The sequence below is a fragment of the Rhizobium sp. R86522 genome (genome assembly GCF_042466255.1).
In the GTDB taxonomy this organism is placed as follows: domain Bacteria; phylum Pseudomonadota; class Alphaproteobacteria; order Rhizobiales; family Rhizobiaceae; genus Allorhizobium.
Window position 1 is genome coordinate 473,794 of the sequence record NZ_JAXHBX010000001.1, and the last position, 26,274, is coordinate 500,067.

Below are 26,274 nucleotides of genomic sequence, written 5' to 3' on the forward strand. Positions count from 1 at the left end.
CGTCGCGTCGATTGCTGACACCGGCTCGGTTGCTTTGCCTCTGAAGAGGCGGATCTCAGTTGTTCACTGTCAGGGCATCCTTCTTCTCGGGTGCCAGTCTAACGGATCTGGGGCGTGAACTCCAGACGCAGCTCATGAAGGAGGACGCATCATGGCGATCGAAGCAAGCAAGTCGGGCGAACGGACACCAAAGATCCGGTTGGGCATGGTCGGCGGTGGCGCCGGTGCCTTTATCGGCGCGGTGCACCGCATGGCGGCCCGTCTCGACGACCAGTACGACCTCGTTGCCGGTGCTCTGTCCTCGACGCCGGAGAAGTCGGTGGCCTCCGGCCGCGAACTCGGGCTCGATCCGGAGCGTTGTTATGGCTCCTATGAGGAGATGGCGGAGAAGGAAGCGGCCCGTCCTGATGGCATTGAGGCCGTCTCGATCGTGACGCCGAACCATGTGCATTTCCCGGCGGCCAAGGCTTTTCTGGAGCGCGGCATCCACGTCATCTGCGACAAGCCGCTGACCTCGAACCTCGAAGATGCCAAGGCGCTGAAGGCGGTTGCCGACAAGGCGAAGGCACTGTTCATCCTCACCCACAATTACACCGGCTATCCGATGGTGCGGCATGCGCGCGAACTGGTGCGCTCCGGCGAACTCGGCGATCTCCGCCTGGTGCAGATGGAGTATCCGCAGGATTGGCTGGCCGAGCCGATCGAGCAGACCGGCCAGAAGCAGGCCGCCTGGCGCACCGATCCGAAGCAGTCGGGGGCCGGCGGTTCGACCGGCGACATCGGCACGCATGCCTATAATCTCGGCTCGTTCATCTCCGGCCTCGAACTCGATGAGCTGGCTGCCGACGTGCATACCTTCGTCGAAGGTCGTCGTCTCGACGACAACGCGCATGTGATGCTGCGCTTCAAGGCCAAGGGTACAGAAACGCCCGCCAAGGGTCTGCTGTGGTGCAGCCAGGTGGCGACCGGCAACGAGAACGGGCTGAAGGTTCGCATCTACGGCACCAAGGCTGGCATCGAATGGACGCAGGCCGATCCGAACTATCTGTGGTTCACGCGTCTCGGCGAGCCGAAGCAGCTGATCACGCGCGGCGGGGCAGGGGCGAATGCGGCGGCGGCTCGCGTGACCCGGATTCCGTCGGGTCATCCCGAGGGGTATCTGGAAGCCTTCGCGACGATCTACACGGAAGCCGCTGCCGCCATCAATGCGGCGAAGTCGGGTGCTGCTGTCGATCCGGCGGTGGTCTATCCGACTGTCGATGACGGCGTGAAGGGTGTGGCGTTCGTTGAGGCTTGCGTTGCATCGTCGAAGCAGAATGGCGGTTGGGTGAAGGTGTAACTCCACCTCCCGCTTGAGGGGGGAGATCGCCGGGTGTCTCCCTCTTCTCCCCAGCGGGGAGAAGGTGCCCGAAGGGCGGATGAGGGGAGCGAAGCTCAGGCTGTCTGTTCAACGCTTCGCCGATCCGCCCCCTCACCCCGCCTCCGCTTCGCTCGGCGACCCTCTCCCCGAGGGGAGAGGAGGTCACGCAGGCGCTCTGGCAGCCCCGGAGTTACCCACCCCGGAGCTTTGCTCCGACCCTCCCCCTCAAGGGGAGGGTGTGAAAACTGCAACGTTGCAGTTTTTTGTTCCTGATGTCTTCACCGCGTCGCGCCTTTGTTCTAAACCGCTCATCGAAAGACCAGTGGCGCCCCCAGTTCGCCCTGATATGACGAAGGACATGTTTGATGATCGATCCCAAGGCTCTCGCCTCGCGTTTTCCCGGTGACTTCCTGTTCGGGGTCGCGACCGCCTCCTTCCAGATCGAAGGGGCGTCGAAGGCGGATGGGCGCAAGCCCTCAATCTGGGATGCGTTCTCCAACATGCCGGGCCGGGTCTTCGGGCGGCACAATGGAGACATTGCCTGCGATCACTACAACAGGTGGGAAAGCGATCTTGATCTGATCAAGGACATGGGCGTTACCGGCTATCGGTTCTCGATCGCCTGGCCGCGTGTGCTGCCCGAGGGGACCGGACCGATCAATGAGAAGGGCCTCGATTTCTACGACAACCTCGTGGACGGATTGAAGGCGCGCGGCATCAAGGCCTATGCGACGCTCTATCACTGGGATCTGCCGCTGGCCCTGATGGGCGAGGGTGGATGGACGGCGCGGTCGACGGCACAGGCCTTCCAGCGCTACACCAAGGTCGTCATGGAGCGTCTCGGCGATCGGCTGGATGCGGTCGCGACCTTTAACGAGCCCTGGTGCTCTGTCTGGCTCAGTCATCTCTACGGGGTTCATGCGCCGGGTGAGCGCAGCATGGATGCGGCCCTTCATGCGCTGCATTACACCAATCTCGCGCACGGGCTTTCCGCTCAGGCGATCCGTGAAATTAGCCCCAAGGTGCCAGTGGGGTTGGTGCTCAATGCGCATGAGACGCTGCCGGGCTCCGACAGCGCTGAAGATCTAGCTGCTGCTGAGCGCGCGCATCAGTTCCACAATGGCGTCTTCTTCGATCCAGTCTTCAAGGGCGAATATCCGGCCGAGTTCCTCTCGGCGCTTGGCCATCGCATGCCCAAGATCGAGGACGGCGATCTCGGCATCATCAACCAGAAACTCGACTGGTGGGGGCTGAACTACTACACGCCGATGCGCGTTGCCGACGATCCAACACCGGGTGCGGAATTCCCGGCGACTGTCAATGCGGCTCCGGTTTCGGATGTGAAAACCGATATCGGCTGGGAGGTCTATGCGCCGGCGCTGAAGTCGCTCGTCGAGCGTCTCTATGCCCGCTACGACCTGCCGGTCTGCTACATCACCGAGAACGGCGCCTGCTACAATATGGAGGTCGAGTCTGGCGAGGTCGAGGACCAGCCGCGGCTGGATTACTATGCCGAACATCTCGACAAGGTCGCCGACCTGATCGCTGACGGATATCCGATGCAGGGCTATTTCGCCTGGTCGCTGATGGACAATTTCGAATGGGCCGAGGGCTACCGAATGCGCTTCGGCCTCGTGCATGTCGATTACGACACCCAGGTCCGCACCATCAAGAAGAGCGGCAAGTGGTATCGTGATCTTGCCTCAGAGTTTCCGAAGGGGAACTTCAAGGCGGATTGACCGGGCAGGGGGCTCTGGCCCCCGTAATCCTGGTCAGCCGAGCTTGATCAGCTTGTTGCCGGCATCCACTTCGTTGCGCCGGTCGAAGTCGGCACGGGCCGACTGGATGCGGTCGTGATGGGTAAAGACCCAGCCACCTAGCGCCCGGATCGGCTCGCCGAAAGAACGGCCGAGATCGGTCAGAGCATATTCCACCTTGGGCGGCACGGTCGGGTGCACCGTGCGCTCCACGATGCCGTCGCGTTCCAGTGCGCGCAGTGTCAATGTCAGCATGCGCTGGGATATGCCGACGACGGAGCGCTTGAGATCGGAAAAGCGCTGCGGACCGTCGCCCAGCATCATAATCACCAGAACCGTCCATTTGTCGCCCAGTCTCGCCAGCATTTCGCTGACGGTCTGGCACTTGGTCGGGTCATAGTTTTCGCACATCGTGGTTCCAATCGTTCCATCGGTGTAACCTGGTATCAAAAATGTGCCTTCTTGCACAAATTTTTCGGTTCCATATCTAGGCCTGGTTACGAATTTATACCAGACCCGATCGGCCGTGCCAACTCCCGTGGCGCCTTGAGGGTTCAAACAGGAGCGACACGATGTCCGCATTGATTGAAAAGCTGAACTGGCGTTACGCCACCAAGAAGATGGACCCTTCCAAGCCCGTGTCCGAGGACAAGGTCGAGCGCATTGTCGAGGCCGCGCGTCTCGCACCGACCTCTAGCGGCCTGCAGCCCTTTGAAGTGATCGTCGTTACCAACAAGGACGTCCGTGCAAAGATCCAGGAAATCGCCTGGAACCAGGCGCAGGTGACCGAAGGTTCGCATCTTCTCGTCTTCGCCGCCTGGGACAACTACACGGTCGAGCGCATCAACCACATGTTCGACCTGACCAACGAGGAGCGTGGCTTCAAGAACGAAGGCTGGGAGAATTATCGCCAGATGCTGCTCGGCATGTATCCGGGTCGCGATGCCGACGTGAACTTCGAGCATGCCGCCCGCCAGGCCTATATCGGCTTTGGCATGTCCGTTGCTGCTGCCGCCTTCGAAGGCGTCGATGCCACCCCGATGGAAGGCTTCGATGCGGCCAAGCTCGACGAGATCCTGGGCTTGCGTGAAAAGGGTCTGCGCTCGGTGACGATCCTGCCGCTCGGCTATCGCGCCGCCGAAGGCGACTGGCTTGCCGGACTGAAGAAGGTGCGTCGTCCGAAGGATGAGTTCGTCTCCGTCGTCGACTGACCATCCGTCTATCTGTGTCGGTTCCTCCAGGCCGACCTGCAAAGGGCTCCGGGAAACCGGGGTCCTTTTTCGTTGCATATCAGGATATTCGGGTGGTTGGTTATTCTGCATGCTCTTCAGTGTGTTAAGTCAAATTGAACACATTTCGACGCAAGGTGTGGCTTCAGCCTTGGGTAGATCGTATGCGGCTTCACCATTTCGACAGACGGCTACGGCCACTTGCCACCCGACGGGTGGCGGTCGCAGTCTTGCTCGTCGTTTTCGCGACCATGGCGATGATGGTTGCCTCGATCGTGATGACCGCGCTCGATCGTGTCGCAAGCTATGCCAACCATCTGGACGAGGAACGCTCGCGCGAAACGCTCGTCGGCGCCGTTCAGACCTTCGAACATCAGCTGGGCGCGACACTGATCGACTACACCGCCTGGGATGATGCCGCGACTAATGCCTATGTCCACAAGGACATGGCCTGGATGATCAGCAATTTCGGCGACATGACCTTCGATAGCGACCTCTTCGACGTGGCGATCGTGCTCGATGCCGAGGGTCGTCCGATGATGGCCTATTCTGACGGGGAGCCGGTCGAGGGCGATGCCCGCGGTTATCTGACACCGGCGTTGATGGAGCTCTTCGACAAGGTGCGCTCGGGCCAGAGCGGCCTCGTTCCACAGTCGCTCGGCTTCATCCGCACGCAGAGGGGGATCGGTTCTGCCGGCGTTGCCCTGATCCGTCCGAAATCAGGAGACGTCGGCGTTCCTTCGGCAGAGCAGGTCTATCTCGCCTTCATCCGGCATCTTTCGCCGCTTACGGTGGAGCGACTGTCCGACGCCTATGTGCTGCCTGGCCTCGTCCTCACGCCGCCATCCACGAACAATGCATCCGTCACGATTTCTGCCCCTTCCGGTCAGGCCATCGCCTCCCTGGCCTGGACCCCGCGTGCCCCGGGGGACCAGAGCCGCGAACAGGTCGCGCCCCTGATCAAGGCGGCGCTGGTGATCGTCACCATCTATGCCCTCCTGCTCGTCATCATCGGTAATGCCGAGTTGCGCCGGGTGCGGGCGGATGAAGCCAATGCCGTCAAACTCGCCCAGTCCGACCGCCTCAGCGGACTTCTCAATCGAGCCGGCCTGACCCAGTTGCTTGAGGATCAGGTGCGACGCGGGCGCGACATGAACGAAGATGTCGTGCTGCTCTATCTCGATCTGGATGGCTTCAAGGAGGTCAATGACGCCTATGGTCATGCAACGGGTGACCGGCTCATCCGCGCGGTCGCGGCCGGCCTTTCTGTTCTGGTCGGGGATGCTTCGTCACTCGCCCGGATCGGTGGCGACGAATTCGGTATCGTGCTCACGGGCAAGGATGCGCAGGAACGGGCCCTTTCACTCGCAACTTCGATCATCGCCTTCTTCGATGAGCCGGTACTTCTGGGCGAACGGACCGTGGTTGTCGGATGCAGCATCGGCATCTGCGTTTCCGAGGGCGGTCTTGTCGATGGCGGCGAGCTGACGCGCCGCGCTGACATGGCCATGTATTCGTCCAAGGATGGTGGCCGGGGCCGCTGGACGGTCTACGACCCCCGCATGGATGAAGAGCGGCAAAACCGCAATCAGATGGAAATCGATCTGCGCGAGGCCATTGCACACGGTGAGATCGAGGTCGTTTACCAGCCGGTCGTCGATGCCAAGACCTTCACGCTCGTCAGTGTCGAGGCGCTGGCGCGCTGGACGCGCCGGGGCCATGGGCCGGTGTCGCCTGACGTGTTCATTCCGATCGCCGAGACCAGCGGGCTGATCGATCAGCTCGGGCTCTGCGTTCTCAGCCAGGCTCTTCGCCAGCTTGGCGATTGGCCCGAGCTGAAGCTCTCTGTCAACGTTTCTCCCGGTCAGTTCCGGGATCCGGCCTTTGTCGATCATGTCGCGGCAACCTTCGCGGAGGCGCGCATCGAGCCTGGTCGGGTCGTCATGGAGATGACCGAAACCTACTTCATCCAGAGCCCCGAACGGGCAAGGCTCGCCATGGACCGGCTGCGGTCGCTTGGCCTCAGGATCGCACTTGATGATTTCGGCGCGGGTTTTTCCAGTGTTGGCTATCTCCGGCAATTCGGCTTCGATCGGATGAAGATCGACCGGTCGCTCGTGCAATCACTCGATCGGGGTCATCGGGCCGTGGAAATGCTGCAGGCAACTGTGGCTCTCGCCCGCTCGCTCGGCATCCCCGTCACTGCCGAGGGGGTCGAGACCGAGCAGCAGGCCGTCATCCTTCGGATTGCTGGCTGCGACCAGTTGCAAGGCTATCTCTTCGGCCGTCCGCAGTCCCCAGAACAGATTGCCGCGCTGATGCTGAGACCGATGGAACTGCGGGCCAAGGCTGCCGAACTTGCCTTTGCCGCCGGCCGCGATGGTGGCGTGCCGGCCTGAGCATAGGAACGGATGATCGGGAACGATTGTCGGTCTTGCGCCTTCTCCTTTCAGAAAGGAGACATTCCATGTTCACCACAGATACCTGGCTTAAAATCGTCTGCAGCATGATGATCAGTGCCGTGATCTTCGGAGTCGGCGCCATTCTCGTGCTGTCGATCCCGGCTTTGGCTGCTCACGCCAAGGTCCTGCTGCCACTGGTCGTCATCGCCGCCTTTGCCGCTGCCCCCTTCTTCGCACTGGTGGTCGCACCGCGCATGCGTCTCAGAAACTGGGGCCGCAAAGACTGGAAGCGCGGAGATACGATCTCCGGCTGATCAGGCCAAGCATTCCATCGGCGGCTTTCAGCCGCCGATGTGCTTTTCGCCACGCTTCCGTGCGAGCGCGATCTGCAATTGGCGCTGACGATAGCGGTCACGATCGGCTTCGGTGCGATCGGGATAGCAATGGCTACAGGAGACGCCTTCCTCGTAATGCGGATGGGTCAGTTCCTCTGCCGTGATCGGGTTGCGGCAGGCATGGCAAAGCCTGTGATCGCCCTCTTTCAGGCCATGGGTCACAGAGACCCGCTCGTCAAAAACGAAGCAGGCGCCGTCCCAGAGGCTCTGTTCTTCGGGCACTTCCTCCAGATATTTCAGGATGCCACCCTTGAGGTGGTAGACCTCGTCGAAGCCTTGTTGCTTCATGAAGGCCGTCGCCTTCTCGCAGCGGATGCCGCCGGTGCAATACATGGCGATCTTCGGCTTGTTGTGCAGCCCGGGATTGTTCTTCACCCAGTCGGGAAACTCGCGAAACGTCTTGGTGTTCGGGTCAACGGCGCCGCGGAAGATGCCGATTGCCGTCTCATAGTCGTTGCGGGTGTCGATGACGATGGTCTCGGGATCCGAAATCAGATCGTTCCAGTCCTTCGGATCGACATAGGTGCCGACGATCTCGTTGGGGTCGATGTCCTCGACGCCCATGGTGACGATTTCCTTCTTCAGCCGCACCTTCATGCGCAGGAACGGCATCTTGGATGCCCGGCTTTCCTTGTGCTCCAGGTTCACGAATTCCGGCTGGCTGCGGAGGAAGGCCAGAACCTTGGCGATCGCGGCATCGGTGCCGGCGATCGTGCCGTTGATGCCTTCATGGGCAATCAGCAGCGTGCCCTTGACGCCTTCTGTTTTGCAAAGGGTCTCGAGTGGCTCCTGGAAACTTTCGAAGCGCGGGAACTTGGCAAAGTGATAGAGGGCGGCGACGCAAAAGGCGTCGGTTGTCTCAGGGCGGGGAGCTGAAGTGTGTTCGGTCATGGTCTGCGAAATACCCCCTCGGCCCCTGCTGCGCAACGGATTTCCGTTCGCCCGGGCAAGTTTGAAAATCGTCAAGTCGATCGCCGATTGTGCGTTGGTGCGTTGCAGCACTGGACAGCGCGAAAAGCTTTGAGTAGAGGGGTGTAACTTTATAACATTATAGGTGATCTAATGTTCAGGAATATCTTCGCAGCCTCACTCGCGCTTCTGCTCGCCGGTGCGGCGCCCACCATGGCGGACGACGGCGTCGTCGACATCGTCGCGCCCTTTGAAATCGGCGGTCTCGATCCGTCCAAGTCGGGCGACATTTTCCTGCGCATGGGGATCGTCGAGACCCTGGTCGAGGCGGACAAGGATGGTAATCCGGTGCCAGCATTGGCCAAGAGCTGGACAGTCAGCGACGACGGCCTGAGCTGGCGCTTCGAGCTGCAGTCGGGCGTCAGGTTCCAGGACGGCACCGCACTGACGGCGGAGGCAGTCGCCTCTGCGCTCCGGACTGCCAAGGACAAGGTCGGACTTCTGAGCAAGGCACCGATCGCCGACATCAAGGCCGAGGGGGAGGGCACGCTCGTCGTCTCGCTGACGAAGCCTTTCGTGCCACTGCTCGCCTTTCTCGCCGAGAACCGTGCGCAGATCCTGGCACCGGCCTCTTATGAAGGCGCTGACGTGAAGGCGATCATCGGAACGGGACCGTTCAAGCTAACGAAGATCGAGCCGCCGCAAAGCCTCGCCGTCGAGCGCTTTGCCGACTACTGGGGCGAGAAGCCGGAGATCGAAAAAGCGACCTATCTTTCGGTGAGCCGTGCCGAGACCCGCGCGTTGATGGCCGAGAGCGGTGACGCAGATTATGTCTTCAACCTCGATCCCGCCAGCCGCACACGGCTTTCGAAGAGCGACAAGGTCGAGCTACAGTCTGTCTCGATCCCGCGCAGCGTGCTGCTCAAGGTCAATGCCGGTCATCCTTTTCTCGCCGACGTCAAGGCGCGCGAGGCGCTTAGCCTCGCCATCGACCGGGAAGGCCTTGCCGTCGCCATCCTGCGCTATCCGGCGGCTGCCACCCAGCTTTTCCCGCCGAGCCTGAAGATCTGGCACGATGCCGATCTGGCACCGCTCGGTTATGATGTCGACAAGGCGAAGGCGCTTCTGGCCGAACTTGGCTGGCTACCTGGTGATGACGGCATTCTGGTCAAGGATGGCAAGCCGTTTGCTCTGACGCTCACCACTTATCCCGATCGTCCTGAACTGCCGCTGATTGCCGCTGTGTTGCAGGATCAGTTGAAGGAAATCGGCGTTGCGCTCACCATCAACTCGACCAATTCCTCCGAGATCCCGGCCAAGCATCAGGATGGTTCGCTCGAACTCGCGCTGATGGCGCGCAACTTCGCGCTGGTTCCTGACCCGATCGGCACCATGCTCTCCGACTACGGCCCCGGTGGTGGTGACTGGGGTGCCATGAACTGGACGAATGCCGGCTTCGAAAAGGCGCTGGATGATCTGACCCGCGTGACGGACCCCGCTGAAGGCGAGGCGCTGCGCCATCAGGCCGTCGCTGCCATTCAGGCGGAATTGCCGGTCATTCCGCTGGCCTGGTATCAGCAGACGGTAGCCTTTTCGCCGAAGCTCGAGGGGGCGGCGATCGATCCGTTCGAACTCAGCTTCGGTCTCGAAACCATGCGGTGGGCGAAATGACGAAGGCCATTCTGAACCGCCTGATCCAGGCGGCTCTGGTGGCGTTCATGGTGGGGCTCATCTCCTTCGTGATGACACGGTCGCTTCCGGGCGACCTTGCCTACCGGATCGCTGCAGGCCGCTATGGCTACGATGTCGTCGACAGTGCGGCCGCTGCCAAGGTGGCCGCCGAGCTCGATCTCGCCAAACCGGCGATCCTGGCTCTGTTCGACTGGATGGCCGACCTCATGCGCCTTGATCTCGGCACATCGCTCATCAGCGGCAAACCCGTCATCGAAGAGATCGGCATGCAGCTCGGCCACACGGTCCAACTGGCGCTGGCCGCGATCGTCTTGTCGCTGTTCATCGGTCCGCCGCTCGGCATTCTTGCGGGTCTCAGGCCCGGCGGTGTGCTCGATCGCACGCTGATGCTGGTGTCGACGGGTTTGCGAGCTCTGCCGCAATTCGTCGTCGGCCTCATCCTGATCATCGTCTTCGGGATCACCTTCAATCTGCTGCCCGTGGCAGGTCACACCCATGGTGCGCATCTTGTCCTCCCGGCACTGACGCTGGCGCTCGGTCTTGCGGCCGTCTCCAACCGGGTGGCGCGGGATGCCATGGTCGCGGTTTCGCGTTCGCCTTACTACAGCTTCGGCCGCACGAAGGGTCTAAGCGAATGGCAGGTGTTTTCGCGGCATGGATTGCGCAATGTTGCCGTCCCCATCGTCACCTATCTCGGAGTGCAGTTCGTCTACCTCGTCGAGGGGGTCGTCGTTGTCGAGACGCTGTTTGCCTGGCCGGGCATAGGCCATGCGCTGGTGCATGCGATCTTCGGCCGTGATGTGCCGATGATCCAGGGCACGGCATTGGTCATGGGACTGATGTTCGTCGCGCTCAATGCGCTTGTCGACCTCTTCTGCCATGGCATGGATCCCCGGAGACGCAGCACATGACGACGCTCGATTATGTGGCGCCGCGCCCGGCGCGTTGGCCGATGCGTCGGCTGGCTGGCGTGGCCATCCTGGGCGGGCTCCTGGCTTTCGCCTTCCTCCCGCTTGTGATCGGCGGGGCCGATCCACTCAAGCAGACGTTGCGCTATAGCCTGCAAGTGCCGAGTGCTGCCGACTGGTTCGGCTTTGACCATCTCGGTCGCTCGATGCAGGCACGGCTTGCGGCAGCGCTTCGCCTGTCGCTCGGGCTCGCGCTGCTTTCGGTGTTCACCGCGATGATCCCCGGCGTGCTGCTCGGCGTGCTTGCGGCCTGGCGCGGCGGTTTTGCCGATCGCGCCGTGGGTGCGGTGTCGGAGGCGTTCCTCGCACTTCCGGGGCTGCTTCTGGTGCTGATGCTGACGGCGATCGTGCCTGATAATCCGGCGATGCTTTATGTCGGCATCTCGCTGGTCCTGTGGGTCGAATACTTCCGCCTGACGCGGGCCATGGCGCGAACGCTCTTGCTGTCACCAGCGGTGGAGGCCTCGCGTCTGCTCGGCTTCGGTCCCGCCTATATCCTGCGCCGGCATCTCTGGCCGGAGCTTGCGCCGATGCTGCTGACGGTTGCCGCCTATGGGGCAGCCTCGGCGATCATGGCGATTGCAGCGCTTGGCTTCGTCAGCGTCGGGGTCCGCCCACCGACGCCGGAGCTCGGCGCGATGATGATCGAACTGCTTCCCTACTATCAGGAAGCGCCACATGCGCTGTTGCAGCCGATTGCCGTGATCTTCCTGATGGTGCTCGCCCTGCAGCTGATCGGCGGAAAGGACAAGCCATGACCATTCTTCTGTCGGTCGAAGCCGCGGCCGTCTCTGCCGTGACCGGCGAGATCGTTGCCCCGGTCTCATTTTCCCTCAAGGCCGGACGGCCCTTCACCATCCTCGGCGAAACCGGCTCGGGCAAGAGCCTGCTCGCCCAGGCGATCATCGGGATTTTGCCGGAGGGGCTGGTAGCCACTGGTTCTGTGACCATCGACGGGCAGGTCCTGTCGCTGGCCGAGCCGAAACGGTTCCGGCCGCTCTGGGGCCGCAAGGTCGGCGTGCTGCCGCAGGAGCCCTGGCTGGCGCTTGATCCGACCATGTTGGCGCTCGACCAGGTGGCCGAGGGGCATCGTTATCTGGGGCGTCTCGACGAAGACGAGGCCGTGTATGCGGCCCGGAACGATCTCGAAGCTCTCGGCGTGCTTGATGCCGAGGCAAAGCTCCCGGGTCAGCTCTCCGGCGGCATGGCGCAACGTGTCGTCTTTGCAGCAGCAAGGGCCGGTGGCGCGCGCATCATCATCGCCGACGAGCCGACCAAGGGGCTCGATGTTGCCCGCCGCGACGAGGTGATCGCGCTTCTGATGCAGGAAGTGCAGGCGGGGGGCACGGTGCTCACCATCACCCACGATCTGGCGCTCGCCCGGCAGATGGGCGGCGATCTCGCCGTCATGCTGGAGGGCAAGATCATCGAAGTGGGCGAGGCGGCAGACGTGCTGGCATCGCCCTCGCACTGCTATACGCAGCGGCTGATCGCCGCCGAACCGGAGAACTGGGCGCAACGTGCTTCGGCAGTTCGTGACGATACCGACCCGATCCTGATCGCTTCCGGCCTGAAGAAGGCGCGTGGCGGCAAGCTGCTGTTTGACGGACAGGAAATCGCGCTTCGTCCCGGCGAGATCGTCGGGATCACGGGGCCGAGCGGATCGGGCAAGAGCTCCCTCGGAGACGTTCTGCTTGGGCTGTTGACACCCGATGCCGGCGAGGTCACCCGCCTGCCGCAGGCATCTGCCGTTCGCTACCAGAAGCTCTATCAGGATCCGCCTTCTGCCTTTCCGCAGAAGATCACGCTCGGCGAGGCGATCGCCGATCTGGTGCGGCTGCATCGGCTCGATGGGGCGCGCGTCCAGCCTCTGATGGAACGGCTGCGCCTCTCCCAGGTGCTTCTGACGCGCCTCCCGACGGAGGTCTCCGGTGGCGAACTGCAACGCTTTGCTCTTCTGCGCGTGCTGCTGCTCGACCCTGTCTTCCTGTTTGCCGATGAGCCGACTTCGCGTCTCGATCTGATCACCCAGCAGGAGACCATCGATCTCTTGACGGAACTGGCGCGAGAGCGGAACTGCGCGGTTCTGCTTGTCAGCCACGACGCAACCCTGATCGAGAAGACCTGTGATCGTCAGGTGCGCATCGGCAGCGCCTAGGCCGTTGCCCGGAGCCAGAGGGTCTCGATGACACCGGCCTCGTCTTTGGCGGGGTCGGCGAAGACCTGACCGGCAAGTGCCACAGCTTCGCGGCGCAGGTCCTGCTGGCGGCGGATGATGATCGCCAGCAGGAAGGACTGGCCTTCACCATTACCGAAGATCTCGGGCTCATGGTCGAGCAGGGCCGTCAACACCGTCAAATCGTGTTCATGGCCAAGCAGGTCAACCAGTCTCTTGGCGTCCCGCCGTTTGGCGGCAAAGGCACTCGGCCAGAGTTCCCGCATCAGCGAGAGGTTCATCCAATAGGCCTGGGCCGCCTTGCGCAGGTCGTGATAGGCCTCGCCATGGCCTTGTCCTTCGCAAAACTCCAGTGCCTCCGCCGCACGCTGCAAACCCTTGCGCCAGCCTCTGGCCAGAAGGCGCGCCGCGTGTCCCGGTCTCGAGGGAAGTTCGAGTGCATCGAGCGCTGCATGAGCTGCGTGGCACTGATCGATCGCGTGCCGAACCTTGTCCTCGAGATCCGTCTCGGAAGAGGCAATGTCGTCGCGCCTCAGGACGAGGACGGTGCGAGCCGCATCCAGAGTCTCGGCTTCGTCATCGGTCAGGGTGTGCTCGGAAAGGTGGTCGACGGTTTCGATCAGGGCTGTCGCGTCACGCACAAGAGAGAGGCCGCGGGCGGTGTCGCTAATGCGGGTATTCTCCTGGCGCCGGAACGTCCTGTCGCCGGAGGCGACGAGACGGTAGAGGTTTCGGACCCTTTTGAACTTCTTGCGGGCCTCATGGATCGCCGCGTGCAAACCGTCGGGTCTGGTCTCCAGAGCCGCGATGGCGCGCTCCAGCTGTTCGCGGGCGATCCGCCTGACTTCTGTCTCCAGTCCGGCGTCCGGGCTGATCCTATAGGGCATGCACCAGCCCCGGGCGGCTTCGCTGGGTCGCGAGGGACTGGTTGGAATACCGCTTGTCTCCCGTCACCTCTCGGCCAAGCCATGCGGGCAGCTTGGGATCATCGGTCTCCGACTGCATCTCGACTTCGGCAATGACGAGGCCGCGGTGATTGCCGGCGAAGACGTCGACTTCCCAGGTGAAGCCGGCAAAATCGACCGTGTAGCGTGTCTTGTCGATCACATGGCCATCGGCAATGCCGATCATTTCGCGGGCGTCGTCTATGGGGATGGGGTATTCGAATTCGTCGCGGACCCGGAGGTTGCTGCCGAATTTGATCGTGACCTGGGCGGTCGCATCGTTCTTGGTGCGGATGCGGACCGAGCGGTCGCTTTCGGCGCAGATATAGGCCTGCCTGATCTGGGTCTCGGACGTTACGCCGCCCTTCCAGGCATCGTCCCGCACAAGAAACTTGCGTTCGATTTCCTTCGCCATACGCTCACGCTCCGAAAACAATTACGCCGGTGGACCATAGCGGAGGCGGCCGTGTTAGGAAACTGGAAAGATTCCGTGCTAGCTGTCGGTCTCGACAATCCGGTCGGCGCGGGTTAGTGAAAACCCGATCTAATCGTTTTAAAAAGAGGGTTCTGCCATGGGCGACAAAACCGAAAAGCTCCTCTCCACCTTGAAGCTTCAGCCGGTCGTGCCGGTTTTGATCGTTGAGGATGCCAAGACGGCGGTGCCGTTGGCGCGTGCTCTTGTCGCAGGCGGCCTGAAGGCGATCGAGATCACGCTCCGGACCGATGCTGCACTTGAAGCCGTCCGGCTCGTGGCTCAGGAAGTCGAAGGCGCCGTCGTTGGTGCCGGTACCATCCTCAACGCCGCCCATTATGCCGCAGCCGTCGATGCTGGCTCGCAGTTCATCGTCAGCCCCGGCACGACGCAGGAACTGCTCGACGTGGCACGGAGCTCCGACATTCCGCTTCTGCCGGGCGCGGCCACCGCTTCGGAAGTGATGGCGCTGCGCGAAGAGGGCTACAAGGTCCTGAAGTTCTTCCCCGCCGAGCAGGCTGGCGGTGCCGCCTATCTCAAGGCCCTGTCCTCGCCGCTCGCCGGAACGCTGTTCTGCCCGACCGGCGGGATTTCGCTGAAGAACGCCATGGACTACCTTTCGCTGCCGAACGTCGTCTGTGTCGGCGGCTCCTGGGTTGCGCCGAAGGAACTGGTTTCGGCCGGCGACTGGGCCGGCATAACCAAGCTTGCGAGCGAAGCATCGGCACTCAGGGGCTGATATCTTCGTCAGCGTGTCCAGCAGGCTCTTTGTAATGTCACGGTCGCTTCCTATCTAGGGGGCGACCGTTTTAACAAGGAGACCGCGATGTTTGACGCCAAGAAGCTGCTGGATCAATTCCTCGGATCGCAGATGCCGGGAGCATCCGGCTCGATCGGCCAGAAGGGGAACGATATCCTCGGTATGGCGAAGGCCAACCCCTGGAAGAGCGGCGCGCTTGCTGCCGTGCTGCTCGGCACGAAGACCGGTCGATCGCTCGGCGGCAACGCGCTTAAGCTCGGCGGCCTCGCCGTGATTGCCGGTCTCGGCTACCAGGCCTACAAGAATTATCAGACGGGTCAGAAACCCGAGCCGACACAGGCCTTGCCGGAACTTCTGCCGCCGCCGCAGGATTCGCCCTTCAGCACCGAGCCCCAGGCCATCTCGAATGATTTCGCCCTGTCACTGGTGCGGGCGATGATCGCTGCCGCCAAGGCCGATGGCCATATCGATGCCAGCGAGCGCTCGCGGATCATGGACAAGATCCATCTCTCCGGCCTCGGCGCAGAAGCGGAAGCCTTCATCGAGGCCGAGCTTGCCAAGCCGATCGATCTCGATGCACTCGTTGCTTCGGCCAAGACCGAGGAGCAGAGGGTGGAGATCTACACCGCTTCGCGTTTGACAATCGAGCCTGATACCCGCACGGAGCGCGGTTACCTCGACATGCTGGCTGGGCGCTTGGGTCTCCCGGATGCGCTGGTCGATCATATCGAGGCGACCGTTGCCTCCGCGAAGATCAGCCTCTGACGTTTTGCTGCGGCATCCGGTCCGGGCCTCGCGACTGCCCGGATGGTTGCCTTTGTCGGCTGTGTGCCCTAAGCCTCGGGCCATTATTTCGCCCGAGGCGTTTTCATGCGTGACCTGTCGACCTTCAAGGGATGTCCGTCACCCCAGCCTGTCAGGCTGGAGGGGCGTTTCGTCGTGGTCGAGCCCTATGATCGAGCCGCGCATCTCGAACCGCTCTGGAGCGGTCTCGGCGGGATTGCGATCAATCCACTGCTCACCTACTTCACTCAGCCCGATTTCAACGGCATCGAGGATTTCGAGGCCTGGCTGGCGGCCGTCCAGAAAAGTGGCTGGGTCACGGAGGTCTTCCGAGATAAGGCGACGGGCAAGATCGTCGGCATGGCAAACTACATGCGACCCGATCCGGCCAATGGCGTCGTGGAAATCGGTGGTGTGGCGCATGGTCCTGCCATGAGCCGTTCGCCGCTTTCGACCGAGGCGCATTATCTTCTGGCCCGGCACGTCTTCGACGATCTCGGCTATCGCCGCTACGAATGGAAGTGCCACAACGAGAACGAGCCGAGCAAGGTGACGGCGAAGCGCTACGGCTTCAGCTTCGAAGGCGTGTTCCGCCAGCACATGCTGTCGAAAGGCCGAAATCGCGACACCGCCTGGTTCTCGATGATCGACAGTGAGTGGCCATTGATCCGAGCCTCCTTCGAGGCCTGGCTTTCGCCTGAAAATTTCGACGAGGCCGGCCGCCAACGGCGTCGGCTGGAGGATCTGCGGGCCGAGCTCGCGGCCTCAGAGACCTGATAGGAAAGCAAATCGTGAAGCCGAACATCTTCAGCATCATCCTTTATGTCGGCACGGCAATAACCGTTGCCGCACTTGCCTATGCGAGCTTCCAGAGCGCGACGGTCGCCTGGTCGGTCGGCATCTGCGTGGCGATCGGGGTCGTGGTCTACGCCTTCAGCAAATTGCCGGAACCGAAGAAGGTCGCGCGGTCCGAGGAAACGTCGAGCACGACGCGCTCGCCGGCGGCGCAGGCTGCTGTCGTTGTTGCCGTGATCTTCGGCCTGATGCTGATCGTTCCGACCGTTGTGCTCTGGCTCGGGCGCTACTCGCCCGAACTCGGTGCCTTCGTGGGTGGCGTCGCCCTGATGGCGATGTTTCTGATCCTGTGGCTCCGCTCACGCTATCAGCGCAGCCGGGACGGGGACCAGAGCTGATTCTCTCAGCCGTTCAGGCTGGCTGCGAGAAGAAGGGCGCCGAGCAGGATAACGAGCAGTGCTGCGCCGACTTCGATCGAGCTTGCGACGACGCCTGCGCGGCGCGATCCAGGACCGGAGAGTTTCAGCGCAATGCCCTTGGCGCCGACCGCAAGGCTGGCGAGAATCGAAACGGTGATCGCGGTGCCGAGTGCCATGGCGAAAACCGACAGCACGCCGCCGAGCAGTAAGCCGTTCAGCAGCGAGAAGGTCATCACCAGAAGTGCGCCGGAGCAGGGACGCATGCCGACCGCGATGACGGCCGACCAGGCGTCCCGCAGGCTGAAAGCGCTGCCGCCGACGAGGCTCGGATCGGGCAGGTGGGCGATGCCGCATTCGTGGCAGACAGACCCTGGAGCCAGCGCATCGTGATCATGGGCGACCGCCAGGGCGCGGAAGCGTGAGCCGGTCGTCTCGCCAGTCGAGGTGGTCTCGGTCGGACCGGCAAACAGCGAGGCCGTGACGCTGCCGCCGGATGACGTGTCGGCACTCTCGAACAGGCTGCCCGTGGTTGCGGCCGCCCGACTTGTCTGGGCAAAGGATGCCTTCAGCTTGCGCACCAATAGCCACAGGCCGAAGGCGACGATCATCGCGTAGCTCGCAATCTCCAGCGTTCGCGTCGCATCCGTCATGCTGATCGCGGTGCCGCGCAGCACAACATAGGCAGTGCCGACGACCGCGATCGCGACGAGGCCCTGCAGGAATGCCGAGACGAAGGAGATCAATATGCCGCGGCGCAGCTCGATTTCATTGGCGAGCAGATAGGACGAGATGACCGCTTTGCCATGGCCGGGGCCGGCGGCGTGGAAAATCCCGTACAAGAAAGAGAGGCCGACCAGCGTGACGAGACTTGCGGGATCCTCGCGCATGGCCTTCAGCGCTTCGGTGAGCGATCGGTAGAAGGTCTGCTGGTGGGCGTTGATCCAGACCAGCAATTCGGCGAAGGGGCCGCCCGAGGGCTGGTAGCTGGGTTCGGCCGTGCCGATGCCAAGCGGGGAGGCGGCATGGGCGAGGCCTGCGAGAAGCACAAGCGCCAGTGTCGCGGCAATGAGACCCGAAATGCGCAAGCGGCCGGCCGTCGTCAGCATGTGACCTCCATCCGGGTGGCAAACAGCTTGCCCATGTCATTGCCGGTCGGGTCGCTGAAGAAAGCCTCGGTGAGGTTGAGCTGGTTCTGGGCGATGACCTCGTCCGGATCGGGGCGGACGACCTTGTGGGTGCAGGCCGCGAAGGCCTTGCCCTCGACCACCATGTCCTCGTCCTTGGCGAAGTCGATCGCCGTGTAGAGCGTCGGGTCGTAGACACCGAAATTCATCCGGCCGCCGATCGCCACGGGTGTCGTCGGTTTCGCGACGAAGAAGACCAGCAGCTGGTTGTCCTTGAAGTCGACGTTGAAGACCTCGGGCTTCGCAATTTCGGAGGTGGCGCCATCCTTGGTGATGAAGGTGAAATAGCTGTAATCGCCCAGCGAATCGCGGATCGTATTGGCGATTTCGTTCAACTCGCTGTGGTCGAGCTTCAGGTCGCTGTTCTTGTCGAAGTCCATGAGAACGCTTGAGGAGAAGATGTCGTCGAAGCGCCAGACATTGCGCAGTTCCTTCAGCGTGCCGTCATCGGCCGCTACGATCTCGAGCCGGGCCTCGGCGAAGATATGCGGATGGGAAAGTGCCGGTGTGGCAAAGGCTGTGACCGTTGCGGCCGCCCAGTAACCGAGCCTCTTCAGCATGCTCCCAAAACCCTTCCCGATTTCCCGCTTGAGGTCTCTCCCTGTCCGATGAATGGGACAAAAGTGGGACCCGATGTGGCGCTCACGGCTCAGGAGTAGCGCTTGAACCATGCGTGAAGGTAGTCGACGAAGGCGCGAACCTTGGCCGGCAGGTAACGGCGGTGCGGATAGACGGCGTAGATGCCGCGGTCCTTGGCGATGAAGTCGTCGAAGAGCGAGACCAGTTCGCCCGACGCCAGATAGGGGCGGGCAATGAAGTCGGGGATCATGGCGACGCCCATTCCGGCCCGTGCAGCGCGCAGGGTCGCCAGCGGGCTGTTGACCTCGATGGGGCCCGACACATTGACCGAGATCATGTCGCCATCCGCCTCCATGAAGCGCAGGCTGTTGTGGGAGCGTGAATTGGTATCGATCAGGAAGGGGATGCGGGACAACTCGCTCGGATGCACCAGCGGGCCGTTTTCCGCGATGAAGGCCGGTGTCGCGCAGGCATAGACGCGGAAGTCGGAGAGCTTGCGGGCGATCATGCCGGAATCGTCAAGCTTGGTGATTCGGATGCCGAGGTCGAAGCCCTCCTCGATCAGGTCGACGAATCGGTCTTCCGCGACGATTTCGAGCGAGAGCTGCGGGTTCTCCCTGGCGAAATCGATCAGCGACTGCCCGACATCGGCATCGATGAAGGTGCGGGGAACGGTGACCTTGAGCTTGCCCTTCAGGTCGGCATTGTTCTCGCGCACCAGGTCTGCAAGGTTGTCGATCTCCTTCAAGATGTCTGCGGCGGTGCGAAAATAGGTGTGGCCGGCTTCGGTCAACGAGAACTGCCGGGTGGTGCGATTGAGCAGGAGGGCGCCGAGTTCATCCTCCAACTCCCGGACATACTTGGACAAAAGTGCCTTTGAGCGGCCCGTCTTGCGGGCGGCAGCGGAAAAACCCTCTGCTTCCACCACGTCGATGAAGGCTCTGATGCGCGTCAGCGTGTCCATTCTCGTCCCATTCCCCTCGCAAAGTTGCCGGATTGTGAACAAAGCCCACGCTTCGTTCAATAGCTGCCGCAGAAACCGCGAAAAAACTTCCGTGCGGCCTCAAAAAATCTCTTGATTATGACGAGGACATTTCTTATCTCCTGCTCAGCCCAAAGTCGCACGTGCCCGTGTGTGTCCGCCGACCCTCGAACTGGGATTTATCCCTAAGGTGAGGTTATCGGTAAGGTACCTGGAACTAACCCCTCCAGTCGCTATTCCGGCCAACCGGAAAATGCGAGGACATACGAAGCAACGACGGTGCGGGCCTTTCTAGTCTCTTCCGGCTTTCCATCAGCTGGAGTTACTTCAGAGGCACACCATCATTGCCGGAAGTGCGGTAGGGTCTCCCTCCAATCCATGGCAGACAAAGCGGATTAATGTGCTCGTTCCAGAGTGCGTCTATCCATCGTTTCGCGCGTCGAGCGTTCGTACGGTACCGGTGTCTCCACCGACTGGTTTCGAGCGATGTCTCGCCGTCCTTTGTCCACCCGAAGCTTGGCAGCTTCGGACATCCTTGGAATTTTGGAAGGGTTAGACCGATGACCACTGCTCGCATCCTCGACTTCATCAACACCCGCCGTCCTGAAGGTCCCTGCCTCGTGGTCGACCTCGACGTCGTGCGCGACAATTTCGGTGCCTTCCGTCATGCCCTGCCGGACAGCGCCATCTACTACGCAGTCAAGGCGAACCCGGCGCCGGAGATCCTCCAGCTCCTGGCCTCGCTGGGCTCGAACTTCGACTGCGCTTCCGTTGCCGAGATCCAGATGGCGCTCGATGCCGGTGCAGATGCTTCGCGCATCTCGTTTGGCAACACCATCAAGAAGGAGCGTGACATCGCGCGTGCCTTCGCGCTCGGCGTCAACCTCTATGCCGTCGACAGCCATGAGGAAGTCGAGAAGATCGCGCGTGCCGCTCCTGGCGCCCGTGTGTTCTGCCGCGTCCTCACGGATGGCGAAGGTGCCGAATGGCCACTTTCCCGCAAGTTCGGCTGCGTGCCGCAGATGGCCGTCGACGTGCTTGTCTATGCACACCAGCTCGGCCTCGAGTCCTTTGGCGTCTCGTTCCATGTCGGTTCGCAGATGACCAAGGTCGATGCCTGGGACGGCGCCCTTGCCGATGCGAAGCGCGTGTTCAACTCGCTCGCCAAGCAGGGCATCGTCTTGAAGATGGTCAACATGGGTGGTGGTTTCCCGACCAAGTACCTGCGCGACATCCCGTCGGCAGAAGCTTATGGTCAGGCGATCAACGCGTCGCTGAAGAAGCACTTCGGCAACAACATCCCGCAGACCATCATCGAGCCGGGCCGCGGCATGGTCGGCAATGCTGGCGTGATCAAGGCGGAAGTCGTTCTGATCTCGAAGAAGTCTGACAATGACGAGCATCGCTGGGTGTTCCTCGACATCGGCAAGTTCGGCGGTCTCGCCGAAACCATGGACGAAGCGATCCGTTACCCGATCCGCACCGTCCGTGACGCCGACGACATGGCGCCATGCGTTCTCGCCGGTCCGACCTGCGATTCCGCCGATGTGCTCTATGAGAAGAACATGTATCCGCTGCCGATCTCGCTTTCGATCGGCGATGAGGTTCTGATCGAGGGTACCGGCGCCTACACCACCACCTACTCGGCGGTGGCGTTCAACGGCTTCGACCCGCTGAAGTCTTACGTCATCTGACGTCTCCCGCGCCGGCCAACCGGCGCGGACCCTCACAATTATCGTCATCGCTTGGGATGGGAGGCCAGAATGGCCGCTGTTCTGGAAAGCATGCGCGCGCTTTTTGCGCCGGCGCCTGCATTTGTCATCGATCATGAAACGCCGGCCGACGTGGTCGCGCGCGAAGCGCTGCTTGACCGCACCATGGGCCGCGACCGCCGCAAGAAGTCGTCGGAGAAGATTTGCAGTGGTCGCATTCCAGCCGAAGGGCTGGCACTCGTCGCCCGCGATCGGGCTGGCCACGTCATCGGAACCGTGCGTCTTTGGAGTATCGAGGCCGGCGTCAGCCGTGAAGGCCAGGCAATCGACGCGCTGCTGCTCGGTCCGCTTGCCGTCGACTGCGCCCATGAGGGCAAGGGGATTGGAGCGGCACTGATGCGGGCTGCGCTTCTTGAGGCCCGCAAGCGCGGCCATGGCGCCGTGCTTCTCGTGGGTGACGCGCCTTACTACGAGCGTTTCGGCTTCTTCGCCGACAAGACGCAGCATCTGGTAATGCCGGGTCCGTTTGCGCGTGACCGCTTCCTGGCGCTGGAACTCGCGCCCGGCTGGCTCGAAGGAGCTGCCGGCATGGTGGTCGCGTCCGGTCGCAAGCTGTCACAGCCGATGGTCTCGCGCCGCGCAGCCTGATTGAAGGCGCCCAGATGCTTGCTGAAGGGCCCGGCCGCGATTCGTCGCGCCGGGCCCTTTGCTTTGCGCTCTGTTCGGGCAGGGTCTCAGGTGGGTTTTTCAATCGTCAACTCTGGTTGTGTCGCACCGGTCACAGTCACTGCGGCGATGGTTGTTTTATATAATCAAGATCTAACCTATTGATCTGGCTCAAGATGCTCGTCTCTTCCGGGCTGCTAGCTGGCGTCGGCTCCACGCCACCAGTTGTTTCAAGGAGAGAATGATGACCACCGTCCGGACTGCCTCGACCCGCGCTCTTGCCACGACCGCCATACTGTTGCTGCTTGCCCCGGCAGTCTTCGCGGCGGACATAGCGCCGCTTATGGAGCCGGCACCGGAAGCGGCGACCGAGGCGTTCGCCGCGCCAAGCCCCTGGCAGGTCCGCGTGCGCGGTCTCGGAGTCATCACCAATGATTCGGGTTCGGTGAACGGCGTTGGCGGTTCGGATTTATCCTACAGTGACAGCGTGATCCCCGAACTCGACATCACCTATTATCTGACCGACAATTTTGCCGCCGAACTGATCCTCGGCACGACCTATTCGAACATCTACGCGGAGGGGAGCCTGGCTGCTGTCGGCAAGGTCGGCAAGAGCTGGCTTCTGCCGCCGACACTGACGCTGCAGTACCACTTTACCGATTTCGGCGCGTTCAAGCCCTATGTCGGCGCCGGCGTCAACTACACCATGTTCTACAGCCAGAAGGGCGACGCAGCGACCGCGCTCGACGTCAAGAACACCTTCGGCACGGCGCTGCAGGTCGGGGCCGACTACATGATCAACGAACATTGGGGCGTCAACTTCGATGTCAAGAAGCTGTTCCTGAAGGCCGACTTCGACGCGACCATCGGCGGTACCAATTACTCCGGCAAGGCCAAGCTCGATCCGTGGCTGATCGGCGCGGGTATCACTTACAGGTTCTGAACGGAAACCGCATCCGGTCCGGATGCGGTATTCTTGAAAAAGGGGCGGGCCAGAGAGCTCGCCCTCAACACCCCGAGACGATCTCGCTGGTCATTCGCAAATGTAGTCCGGTACTGGAGCCTTAGTGGCCGGGGCAGATCCGGTGGCGGCTTCTGCGACAGTCGGTGTGGCAAAACTCACGCACTCCTCACACAGTCCTGACAAGAGCCGTCCTTTTTTCCGCCACGAGCGGGAACTATCTTCTCGTTCATCGCTTCTTGCTGCGGGGTCCGGCGCGAAAAATTTCGCACGGGCGGGAACAAATACGCCGGATAGGTTTAGGTGGTTATGTTGTATAATCATCACATACATTAACCAGAGATGGCGTTATAAGCGACCTTGTAACACAGGAGTTAAAAACATGATGAAGAGCATCCTTCTCGGATCTGCCGCCGCTCTGGCGATTTCGACCTCGGCTTTCGCGGCTGACGCCATCTACGAAGCTCCGGCTGAACCGCCGGTGGCTGTCATCGAAACCGCGCCGCAGTTTTCCTGGGCAGGTGGCTATGCAGGTATCCTCACCGGCTACGGTTGGGGTGACGCGGACGTTGCCGGTGCCGGCAACGCTGACTTCGACGGCGCACGCTTCGGCGGCTTCGTTGGCTACAACTGGGATCTCGGCAACCAGCTCGTTGTCGGTCTCGAAGGCGACTTGAACTACGACTGGAACGAGGAAACTGTCGCTGGCGTCGGTGACTTCGAAACCGGCCTGAACTGGTCGACCCGCGCCCGTATCGGCTATGCCATGGATCGCGCGCTTCTGTTCGCGGCGGGTGGTTACACCGGCACCAACCTTGAAGGCCCCGGCGGCGACGACACGCTCCACGGCTGGACCGTCGGTGGTGGCGTCGACTACGCCCTGACTGACCGCATGTTCACCCGCGTTGAATATCGTTACAATGATTTCGGCGATGGCAACGTTGGCGGTCGTAACGTCGACTTCAACCAGCACACGGTCAACGTCGGTCTCGCAGTCAAGTTCTGATCTGATCGATCCATTGATAAAGCGCCCGGCCGTTCCTTGGGACGGCCGGGCGTTTTTTGTTGGGGCTAGACCTCGCCGGCTCAAGCGGCCCGATGTTCGAGTGTCCTGGCGTTTGCGTCCCTGATTTCGGTGCGGCGATTGAGCTCAAAACGATTGACGAGGGTCGTCAGCAAGACCGCGCCGTCTGCCAGCGTATGACCGATGGCAGTGGTTTCCTCGACCATGGCGGCGTTCTGCTGCGTCATCTGGTCGATGCTGTTGATGGCTTGACCGATTTCCTGAAGACCGGTTGCCTGTTCCCGGGCAGCGGTTGCGATCGCATCGACATTGCTGTCGATACGGCTGACGAAATCGCCGATCTGATCGAGTACGTGGCCGGTTTCGCCGACCAGCTGGACACCGGAAGACACTTCGACGCTCGACTTCTGGATTAGCCCCTTGATGTCGCGTGCAGCGTTTGCCGAGCGTTGCGCCAGTTCCCGTACCTCCTGGGCGACGACCGCGAAGCCCTTGCCGGCTTCGCCTGCGCGCGCCGCCTCCACACCGGCGTTCAGCGCCAAAAGGTTTGTCTGGAAGGCGATTTCGTCGATGACGCCGATGATCTGGCCGATCTCGGCAGAGGCGGTTTCGATCCGCTCCATGGCAGACACGGCGGAGCGAACAACACCTCCTGAGGCCATGGCACAGTTTTTCGCCTCTCTTACCAGTTCACGCGTATCGCTGGTGCGCTGGGCGGAGAGACGCACGGTGGCGGTTACCTGTTCAAGGGCAGTGGATGTCTCTTCGAGGGCTGCCGCTTGCTGCTCGGTCCGGTTTGCAAGGTTGGCCGAGGCCTCTCGCATTTCCTGGCTGTTCTCCAGCAGGCGGCGGGTCTCCTCCATGACCTTTTCCAAGGTCGTCTGGAAGGTTGCGATGGAGTGATTGAAGTCGTGGCGGAGTGGCTCGAAGCGCGGATCGAAGGCATCGTCCAACGTCAGGCGAATGTTGCATTCGGCAAGGCGATGAAGGCCTGCGCCCAAGGCCTCGATGACAAAGCGCAGGGCCTCGGCCTCGATCATCCGGTCCTTGTCGCGCAGAGCCCGCTCGCGGTCCACCTCGGCGCGGGCGGTTTCGGTTTCGGATTGCAGGCGCTGATTTTCGAGGCCAGCCTGACGGAAGACCTCGACGGCTGCCGCGATATGGCCGATTTCGTCCTTTCTGTGTGCATGGGGAACGGTGGCGGTGAAATCGCCGCCTGCCATATTGGTCATGAAATCGGTGATTTCTCCAAGCGGCTTCAGCGCGCGGCGGTGGATGAAGTAGACGCTGCCGAGCGCAGTCGTGATGAGCAGCAGGCCGAGCGTCAGCAGGAGAAGCTCACGGCTGGACGTTTGTGCGGCCGCATAGGATTCGCGACTGACAAGGTAATCGCTCGCCATTGTCACGAGCTGGTTTACGGAGGTCTCGTGATCGTGGAATTCGACCTTGAGTTTCGACAGGATCGGCGTGACAGCGCTGCCATCGGCGGCCGAAAGAGCGGGCTTCAGGTCATTTTGAAGCGTGCTCCAGTAGCGATCGCCCTTGGCGATGACTTCGTCGTAGAGCTTTGCGCGCAGTGCGTCTGGCAGGGTGGAGTTCTTCCAGTATTCGCGTCGCTCGTCGTAGAGCGCCTTCAGTACGTCGAAGCGGGGCACGTTGACCGCTGCAGTGTCGGGATGGATGAAGACCTCGTTGGCGAGCGCGTAGGATTCAATCAGGTATAGCGGCGGAGGAAGGATGTCGGCGATCAAGTCCTTGCCGTCGACGATCTCTTTATAGATCGGCCCGTTGACCTTGAGCGTCTGCAGCGTCTGTGCACCCACGCCAGCGACGGCGACGATGCCGGCGGCAAGGGCAAGACCCGCTGCCGTCACCACGATTTTTAGGTTGAGATACATGTTGCGTCCGTTTGCAAATCCGCCCGCCGGACAGGCGCATGCGTCTGCGCCTCGGCAGGATGCCGTGGTTGAAGAGAAATTGGGATGGGCTGCGGAGAATTGTTGCAGTCAGACGAGACGCGGCTTTGTTGTCTCTCGCTCGTCCTCCCCGAAAATAGGGAGGCAATTGCTACCGCATGGTTAAGGTAAGCGCATGGTGAACGGTAT

General features: G+C 61.8%; 25 protein-coding genes. 17 read left to right on the forward strand and 8 right to left on the reverse strand.

Features of this window, described 5'->3' with window-relative positions; translation table 11 throughout:
* The first annotated feature begins 151 nt into the window (after positions 1 to 151).
* Both SJY08_RS02220 and SJY08_RS02225 read left to right on the forward strand, forming a co-directional pair.
* Positions 152 to 1,339 carry a Gfo/Idh/MocA family protein gene (locus SJY08_RS02220; RefSeq protein ID WP_377274579.1) on the forward strand — a complete coding sequence of 396 codons (1,188 nt, stop codon included), beginning with the start codon at positions 152 to 154 and terminating at the stop codon, positions 1,337 to 1,339.
* A 386-nt stretch (positions 1,340 to 1,725) separates the two neighbouring features.
* The gene (locus SJY08_RS02225; protein WP_377274580.1) at positions 1,726 to 3,099 is read left to right on the forward strand and encodes a GH1 family beta-glucosidase; all 1,374 of its coding nucleotides are present in this window, start codon (positions 1,726 to 1,728) and stop codon (positions 3,097 to 3,099) included.
* 33 nt (positions 3,100 to 3,132) lie between these two features.
* Here the strand turns inward: SJY08_RS02225 and SJY08_RS02230 are convergent, their stop codons facing one another.
* Positions 3,133 to 3,528 carry a winged helix-turn-helix transcriptional regulator gene (locus SJY08_RS02230; protein WP_377274581.1) on the reverse strand — a complete coding sequence of 132 codons (396 nt, stop codon included), beginning with the start codon at positions 3,526 to 3,528 and terminating at the stop codon, positions 3,133 to 3,135.
* A gap of 161 nt (positions 3,529 to 3,689) precedes the next feature.
* Between SJY08_RS02230 and SJY08_RS02235 the strand changes: the two genes are divergently transcribed.
* The 3 genes from SJY08_RS02235 to SJY08_RS02245 all read left to right on the forward strand — a co-directional run bounded on the left by SJY08_RS02235 (position 3,690) and on the right by SJY08_RS02245 (position 7,062).
* On the forward strand, positions 3,690 to 4,328 hold the full coding sequence (locus SJY08_RS02235; RefSeq protein ID WP_153762785.1) for an NAD(P)H-dependent oxidoreductase: 639 nt from the start codon (positions 3,690 to 3,692) through the stop codon (positions 4,326 to 4,328).
* A 182-nt stretch (positions 4,329 to 4,510) separates the two neighbouring features.
* Complete coding sequence (locus tag SJY08_RS02240; RefSeq protein WP_377274582.1) at positions 4,511 to 6,745, forward strand: putative bifunctional diguanylate cyclase/phosphodiesterase; 2,235 nt, start codon at positions 4,511 to 4,513, stop codon at positions 6,743 to 6,745.
* 68 nt (positions 6,746 to 6,813) lie between these two features.
* A complete protein-coding gene (locus SJY08_RS02245; protein WP_377274583.1) occupies positions 6,814 to 7,062 on the forward strand; it encodes a hypothetical protein in 249 nt (82 codons plus the stop codon).
* Between the two features lie 27 nt (positions 7,063 to 7,089).
* On the opposite strand, the gene SJY08_RS02250 is transcribed toward SJY08_RS02245, so the two are convergent.
* Positions 7,090 to 8,034 (reverse strand): rhodanese-related sulfurtransferase, encoded by a 945-nt coding sequence (locus SJY08_RS02250; RefSeq protein ID WP_377274584.1) that lies wholly within the window; start codon positions 8,032 to 8,034, stop codon positions 7,090 to 7,092.
* A gap of 171 nt (positions 8,035 to 8,205) precedes the next feature.
* Here SJY08_RS02250 and SJY08_RS02255 point away from each other — a divergent pair, with 171 nt between their 5' ends.
* From SJY08_RS02255 to SJY08_RS02270, 4 genes are read left to right on the forward strand one after another with little or no spacing between them, the layout of a single operon-like run.
* Positions 8,206 to 9,723 carry an ABC transporter substrate-binding protein gene (locus SJY08_RS02255; protein ID WP_377274585.1) on the forward strand — a complete coding sequence of 506 codons (1,518 nt, stop codon included), beginning with the start codon at positions 8,206 to 8,208 and terminating at the stop codon, positions 9,721 to 9,723.
* Positions 9,720 to 10,655: an ABC transporter permease gene (locus tag SJY08_RS02260; protein WP_377274586.1), complete on the forward strand. Its 936-nt coding sequence runs from the start codon at positions 9,720 to 9,722 to the stop codon at positions 10,653 to 10,655. Before SJY08_RS02255 ends, SJY08_RS02260 begins: the two co-directional genes overlap by 4 nt.
* Positions 10,652 to 11,470, forward strand: coding sequence for an ABC transporter permease (locus tag SJY08_RS02265; RefSeq protein ID WP_377274587.1), 819 nt, complete (start codon positions 10,652 to 10,654; stop codon positions 11,468 to 11,470). Before SJY08_RS02260 ends, SJY08_RS02265 begins: the two co-directional genes overlap by 4 nt.
* Positions 11,467 to 12,870 (forward strand): ABC transporter ATP-binding protein, encoded by a 1,404-nt coding sequence (locus SJY08_RS02270; RefSeq protein WP_377274588.1) that lies wholly within the window; start codon positions 11,467 to 11,469, stop codon positions 12,868 to 12,870. The genes SJY08_RS02265 and SJY08_RS02270 overlap by 4 nt, the downstream gene beginning before the upstream one ends.
* Here SJY08_RS02270 and SJY08_RS02275 read toward each other — a convergent pair.
* Together SJY08_RS02275 and SJY08_RS02280 are read right to left on the reverse strand one after the other, a co-directional pair.
* Positions 12,867 to 13,775 carry a CHAD domain-containing protein gene (locus SJY08_RS02275; RefSeq protein WP_377274589.1) on the reverse strand — a complete coding sequence of 303 codons (909 nt, stop codon included), beginning with the start codon at positions 13,773 to 13,775 and terminating at the stop codon, positions 12,867 to 12,869. The genes SJY08_RS02270 and SJY08_RS02275 overlap by 4 nt on opposite strands.
* On the reverse strand, positions 13,765 to 14,247 hold the full coding sequence (locus SJY08_RS02280; RefSeq protein WP_054148162.1) for a CYTH domain-containing protein: 483 nt from the start codon (positions 14,245 to 14,247) through the stop codon (positions 13,765 to 13,767). Before SJY08_RS02280 ends, SJY08_RS02275 begins: the two co-directional genes overlap by 11 nt.
* A 157-nt stretch (positions 14,248 to 14,404) precedes the next feature.
* Between SJY08_RS02280 and SJY08_RS02285 the strand changes: the two genes are divergently transcribed.
* The 4 genes from SJY08_RS02285 to SJY08_RS02300 all read left to right on the forward strand — a co-directional run bounded on the left by SJY08_RS02285 (position 14,405) and on the right by SJY08_RS02300 (position 17,040).
* Entirely contained in the window at positions 14,405 to 15,043 is a 639-nt protein-coding gene (locus SJY08_RS02285; RefSeq protein ID WP_054148163.1) for a 2-dehydro-3-deoxy-phosphogluconate aldolase, read from the forward strand.
* Between the two features lie 87 nt (positions 15,044 to 15,130).
* The gene (locus SJY08_RS02290; RefSeq protein ID WP_153762779.1) at positions 15,131 to 15,829 is read left to right on the forward strand and encodes a tellurite resistance TerB family protein; all 699 of its coding nucleotides are present in this window, start codon (positions 15,131 to 15,133) and stop codon (positions 15,827 to 15,829) included.
* A gap of 105 nt (positions 15,830 to 15,934) precedes the next feature.
* The gene (locus tag SJY08_RS02295; RefSeq protein WP_377274590.1) at positions 15,935 to 16,624 is read left to right on the forward strand and encodes a GNAT family N-acetyltransferase; all 690 of its coding nucleotides are present in this window, start codon (positions 15,935 to 15,937) and stop codon (positions 16,622 to 16,624) included.
* A 14-nt stretch (positions 16,625 to 16,638) separates the two neighbouring features.
* Positions 16,639 to 17,040: a hypothetical protein gene (locus tag SJY08_RS02300; protein WP_236759285.1), complete on the forward strand. Its 402-nt coding sequence runs from the start codon at positions 16,639 to 16,641 to the stop codon at positions 17,038 to 17,040.
* 5 nt (positions 17,041 to 17,045) lie between these two features.
* Here the strand turns inward: SJY08_RS02300 and SJY08_RS02305 are convergent, their stop codons facing one another.
* The 3 genes from SJY08_RS02305 to SJY08_RS02315 all read right to left on the reverse strand — a co-directional run bounded on the left by SJY08_RS02305 (position 17,046) and on the right by SJY08_RS02315 (position 19,788).
* A complete protein-coding gene (locus tag SJY08_RS02305) occupies positions 17,046 to 18,167 on the reverse strand; it encodes a nickel/cobalt transporter (protein WP_054148166.1) in 1,122 nt (373 codons plus the stop codon).
* A complete protein-coding gene (locus tag SJY08_RS02310) occupies positions 18,161 to 18,805 on the reverse strand; it encodes a DUF1007 family protein (protein ID WP_377274591.1) in 645 nt (214 codons plus the stop codon). Before SJY08_RS02310 ends, SJY08_RS02305 begins: the two co-directional genes overlap by 7 nt.
* Positions 18,806 to 18,894: 89 nt before the next feature.
* Positions 18,895 to 19,788 (reverse strand): LysR family transcriptional regulator, encoded by an 894-nt coding sequence (locus SJY08_RS02315; protein WP_054148168.1) that lies wholly within the window; start codon positions 19,786 to 19,788, stop codon positions 18,895 to 18,897.
* Between the two features lie 578 nt (positions 19,789 to 20,366).
* On the opposite strand from SJY08_RS02315, the gene odc2 reads away from it, so the two are divergent.
* From odc2 to SJY08_RS02335, 4 genes are all read left to right on the forward strand, one after another.
* Complete coding sequence (gene odc2 / locus SJY08_RS02320; RefSeq protein WP_054148169.1) at positions 20,367 to 21,500, forward strand: ornithine/lysine decarboxylase; 1,134 nt, start codon at positions 20,367 to 20,369, stop codon at positions 21,498 to 21,500.
* Positions 21,501 to 21,569: 69 nt separating this feature from the next.
* Complete coding sequence (locus tag SJY08_RS02325; protein ID WP_377274592.1) at positions 21,570 to 22,166, forward strand: GNAT family N-acetyltransferase; 597 nt, start codon at positions 21,570 to 21,572, stop codon at positions 22,164 to 22,166.
* Between the two features lie 262 nt (positions 22,167 to 22,428).
* A complete protein-coding gene (locus SJY08_RS02330; RefSeq protein WP_377274593.1) occupies positions 22,429 to 23,127 on the forward strand; it encodes an OmpW family protein in 699 nt (232 codons plus the stop codon).
* A 400-nt stretch (positions 23,128 to 23,527) separates the two neighbouring features.
* Positions 23,528 to 24,151 (forward strand): outer membrane protein, encoded by a 624-nt coding sequence (locus SJY08_RS02335; protein WP_377274594.1) that lies wholly within the window; start codon positions 23,528 to 23,530, stop codon positions 24,149 to 24,151.
* A gap of 80 nt (positions 24,152 to 24,231) precedes the next feature.
* Here SJY08_RS02335 and SJY08_RS02340 read toward each other — a convergent pair whose 3' ends face one another.
* Entirely contained in the window at positions 24,232 to 26,067 is a 1,836-nt protein-coding gene (locus SJY08_RS02340; RefSeq protein WP_377274595.1) for a HAMP domain-containing methyl-accepting chemotaxis protein, read from the reverse strand.
* Positions 26,068 to 26,274 lie beyond the last annotated feature (207 nt).

Bases quoted from the DNA above. Each gene is read 5' to 3' on its own strand.
- SJY08_RS02285 (WP_054148163.1), top strand. From the start codon at position 14,405: ATGGGCGACAAAACCGAAAAGCTCCTCTCCACCTTGAAGCTTCAGCCG.
- SJY08_RS02280 (WP_054148162.1), bottom strand. From the start codon at position 14,247: ATGGCGAAGGAAATCGAACGCAAGTTTCTTGTGCGGGACGATGCCTGG.
- SJY08_RS02325 (WP_377274592.1), top strand. From the start codon at position 21,570: ATGGCCGCTGTTCTGGAAAGCATGCGCGCGCTTTTTGCGCCGGCGCCT.
- SJY08_RS02310 (WP_377274591.1), bottom strand. From the start codon at position 18,805: ATGCTGAAGAGGCTCGGTTACTGGGCGGCCGCAACGGTCACAGCCTTT.
- SJY08_RS02230 (WP_377274581.1), bottom strand. From the start codon at position 3,528: ATGTGCGAAAACTATGACCCGACCAAGTGCCAGACCGTCAGCGAAATG.
- SJY08_RS02255 (WP_377274585.1), top strand. From the start codon at position 8,206: ATGTTCAGGAATATCTTCGCAGCCTCACTCGCGCTTCTGCTCGCCGGT.
- SJY08_RS02305 (WP_054148166.1), bottom strand. From the start codon at position 18,167: ATGCTGACGACGGCCGGCCGCTTGCGCATTTCGGGTCTCATTGCCGCG.
- SJY08_RS02240 (WP_377274582.1), top strand. From the start codon at position 4,511: ATGCGGCTTCACCATTTCGACAGACGGCTACGGCCACTTGCCACCCGA.
- SJY08_RS02260 (WP_377274586.1), top strand. From the start codon at position 9,720: ATGACGAAGGCCATTCTGAACCGCCTGATCCAGGCGGCTCTGGTGGCG.
- SJY08_RS02225 (WP_377274580.1), top strand. From the start codon at position 1,726: ATGATCGATCCCAAGGCTCTCGCCTCGCGTTTTCCCGGTGACTTCCTG.
- SJY08_RS02250 (WP_377274584.1), bottom strand. From the start codon at position 8,034: ATGACCGAACACACTTCAGCTCCCCGCCCTGAGACAACCGACGCCTTT.
- SJY08_RS02275 (WP_377274589.1), bottom strand. From the start codon at position 13,775: ATGCCCTATAGGATCAGCCCGGACGCCGGACTGGAGACAGAAGTCAGG.
- SJY08_RS02265 (WP_377274587.1), top strand. From the start codon at position 10,652: ATGACGACGCTCGATTATGTGGCGCCGCGCCCGGCGCGTTGGCCGATG.
- odc2 (WP_054148169.1), top strand. From the start codon at position 20,367: ATGACCACTGCTCGCATCCTCGACTTCATCAACACCCGCCGTCCTGAA.
- SJY08_RS02270 (WP_377274588.1), top strand. From the start codon at position 11,467: ATGACCATTCTTCTGTCGGTCGAAGCCGCGGCCGTCTCTGCCGTGACC.
- SJY08_RS02315 (WP_054148168.1), bottom strand. From the start codon at position 19,788: ATGGACACGCTGACGCGCATCAGAGCCTTCATCGACGTGGTGGAAGCA.
- SJY08_RS02335 (WP_377274594.1), top strand. From the start codon at position 23,528: ATGATGAAGAGCATCCTTCTCGGATCTGCCGCCGCTCTGGCGATTTCG.
- SJY08_RS02330 (WP_377274593.1), top strand. From the start codon at position 22,429: ATGACCACCGTCCGGACTGCCTCGACCCGCGCTCTTGCCACGACCGCC.
- SJY08_RS02245 (WP_377274583.1), top strand. From the start codon at position 6,814: ATGTTCACCACAGATACCTGGCTTAAAATCGTCTGCAGCATGATGATC.
- SJY08_RS02295 (WP_377274590.1), top strand. From the start codon at position 15,935: ATGCGTGACCTGTCGACCTTCAAGGGATGTCCGTCACCCCAGCCTGTC.
- SJY08_RS02290 (WP_153762779.1), top strand. From the start codon at position 15,131: ATGTTTGACGCCAAGAAGCTGCTGGATCAATTCCTCGGATCGCAGATG.
- SJY08_RS02340 (WP_377274595.1), bottom strand. From the start codon at position 26,067: ATGTATCTCAACCTAAAAATCGTGGTGACGGCAGCGGGTCTTGCCCTT.
- SJY08_RS02235 (WP_153762785.1), top strand. From the start codon at position 3,690: ATGTCCGCATTGATTGAAAAGCTGAACTGGCGTTACGCCACCAAGAAG.
- SJY08_RS02220 (WP_377274579.1), top strand. From the start codon at position 152: ATGGCGATCGAAGCAAGCAAGTCGGGCGAACGGACACCAAAGATCCGG.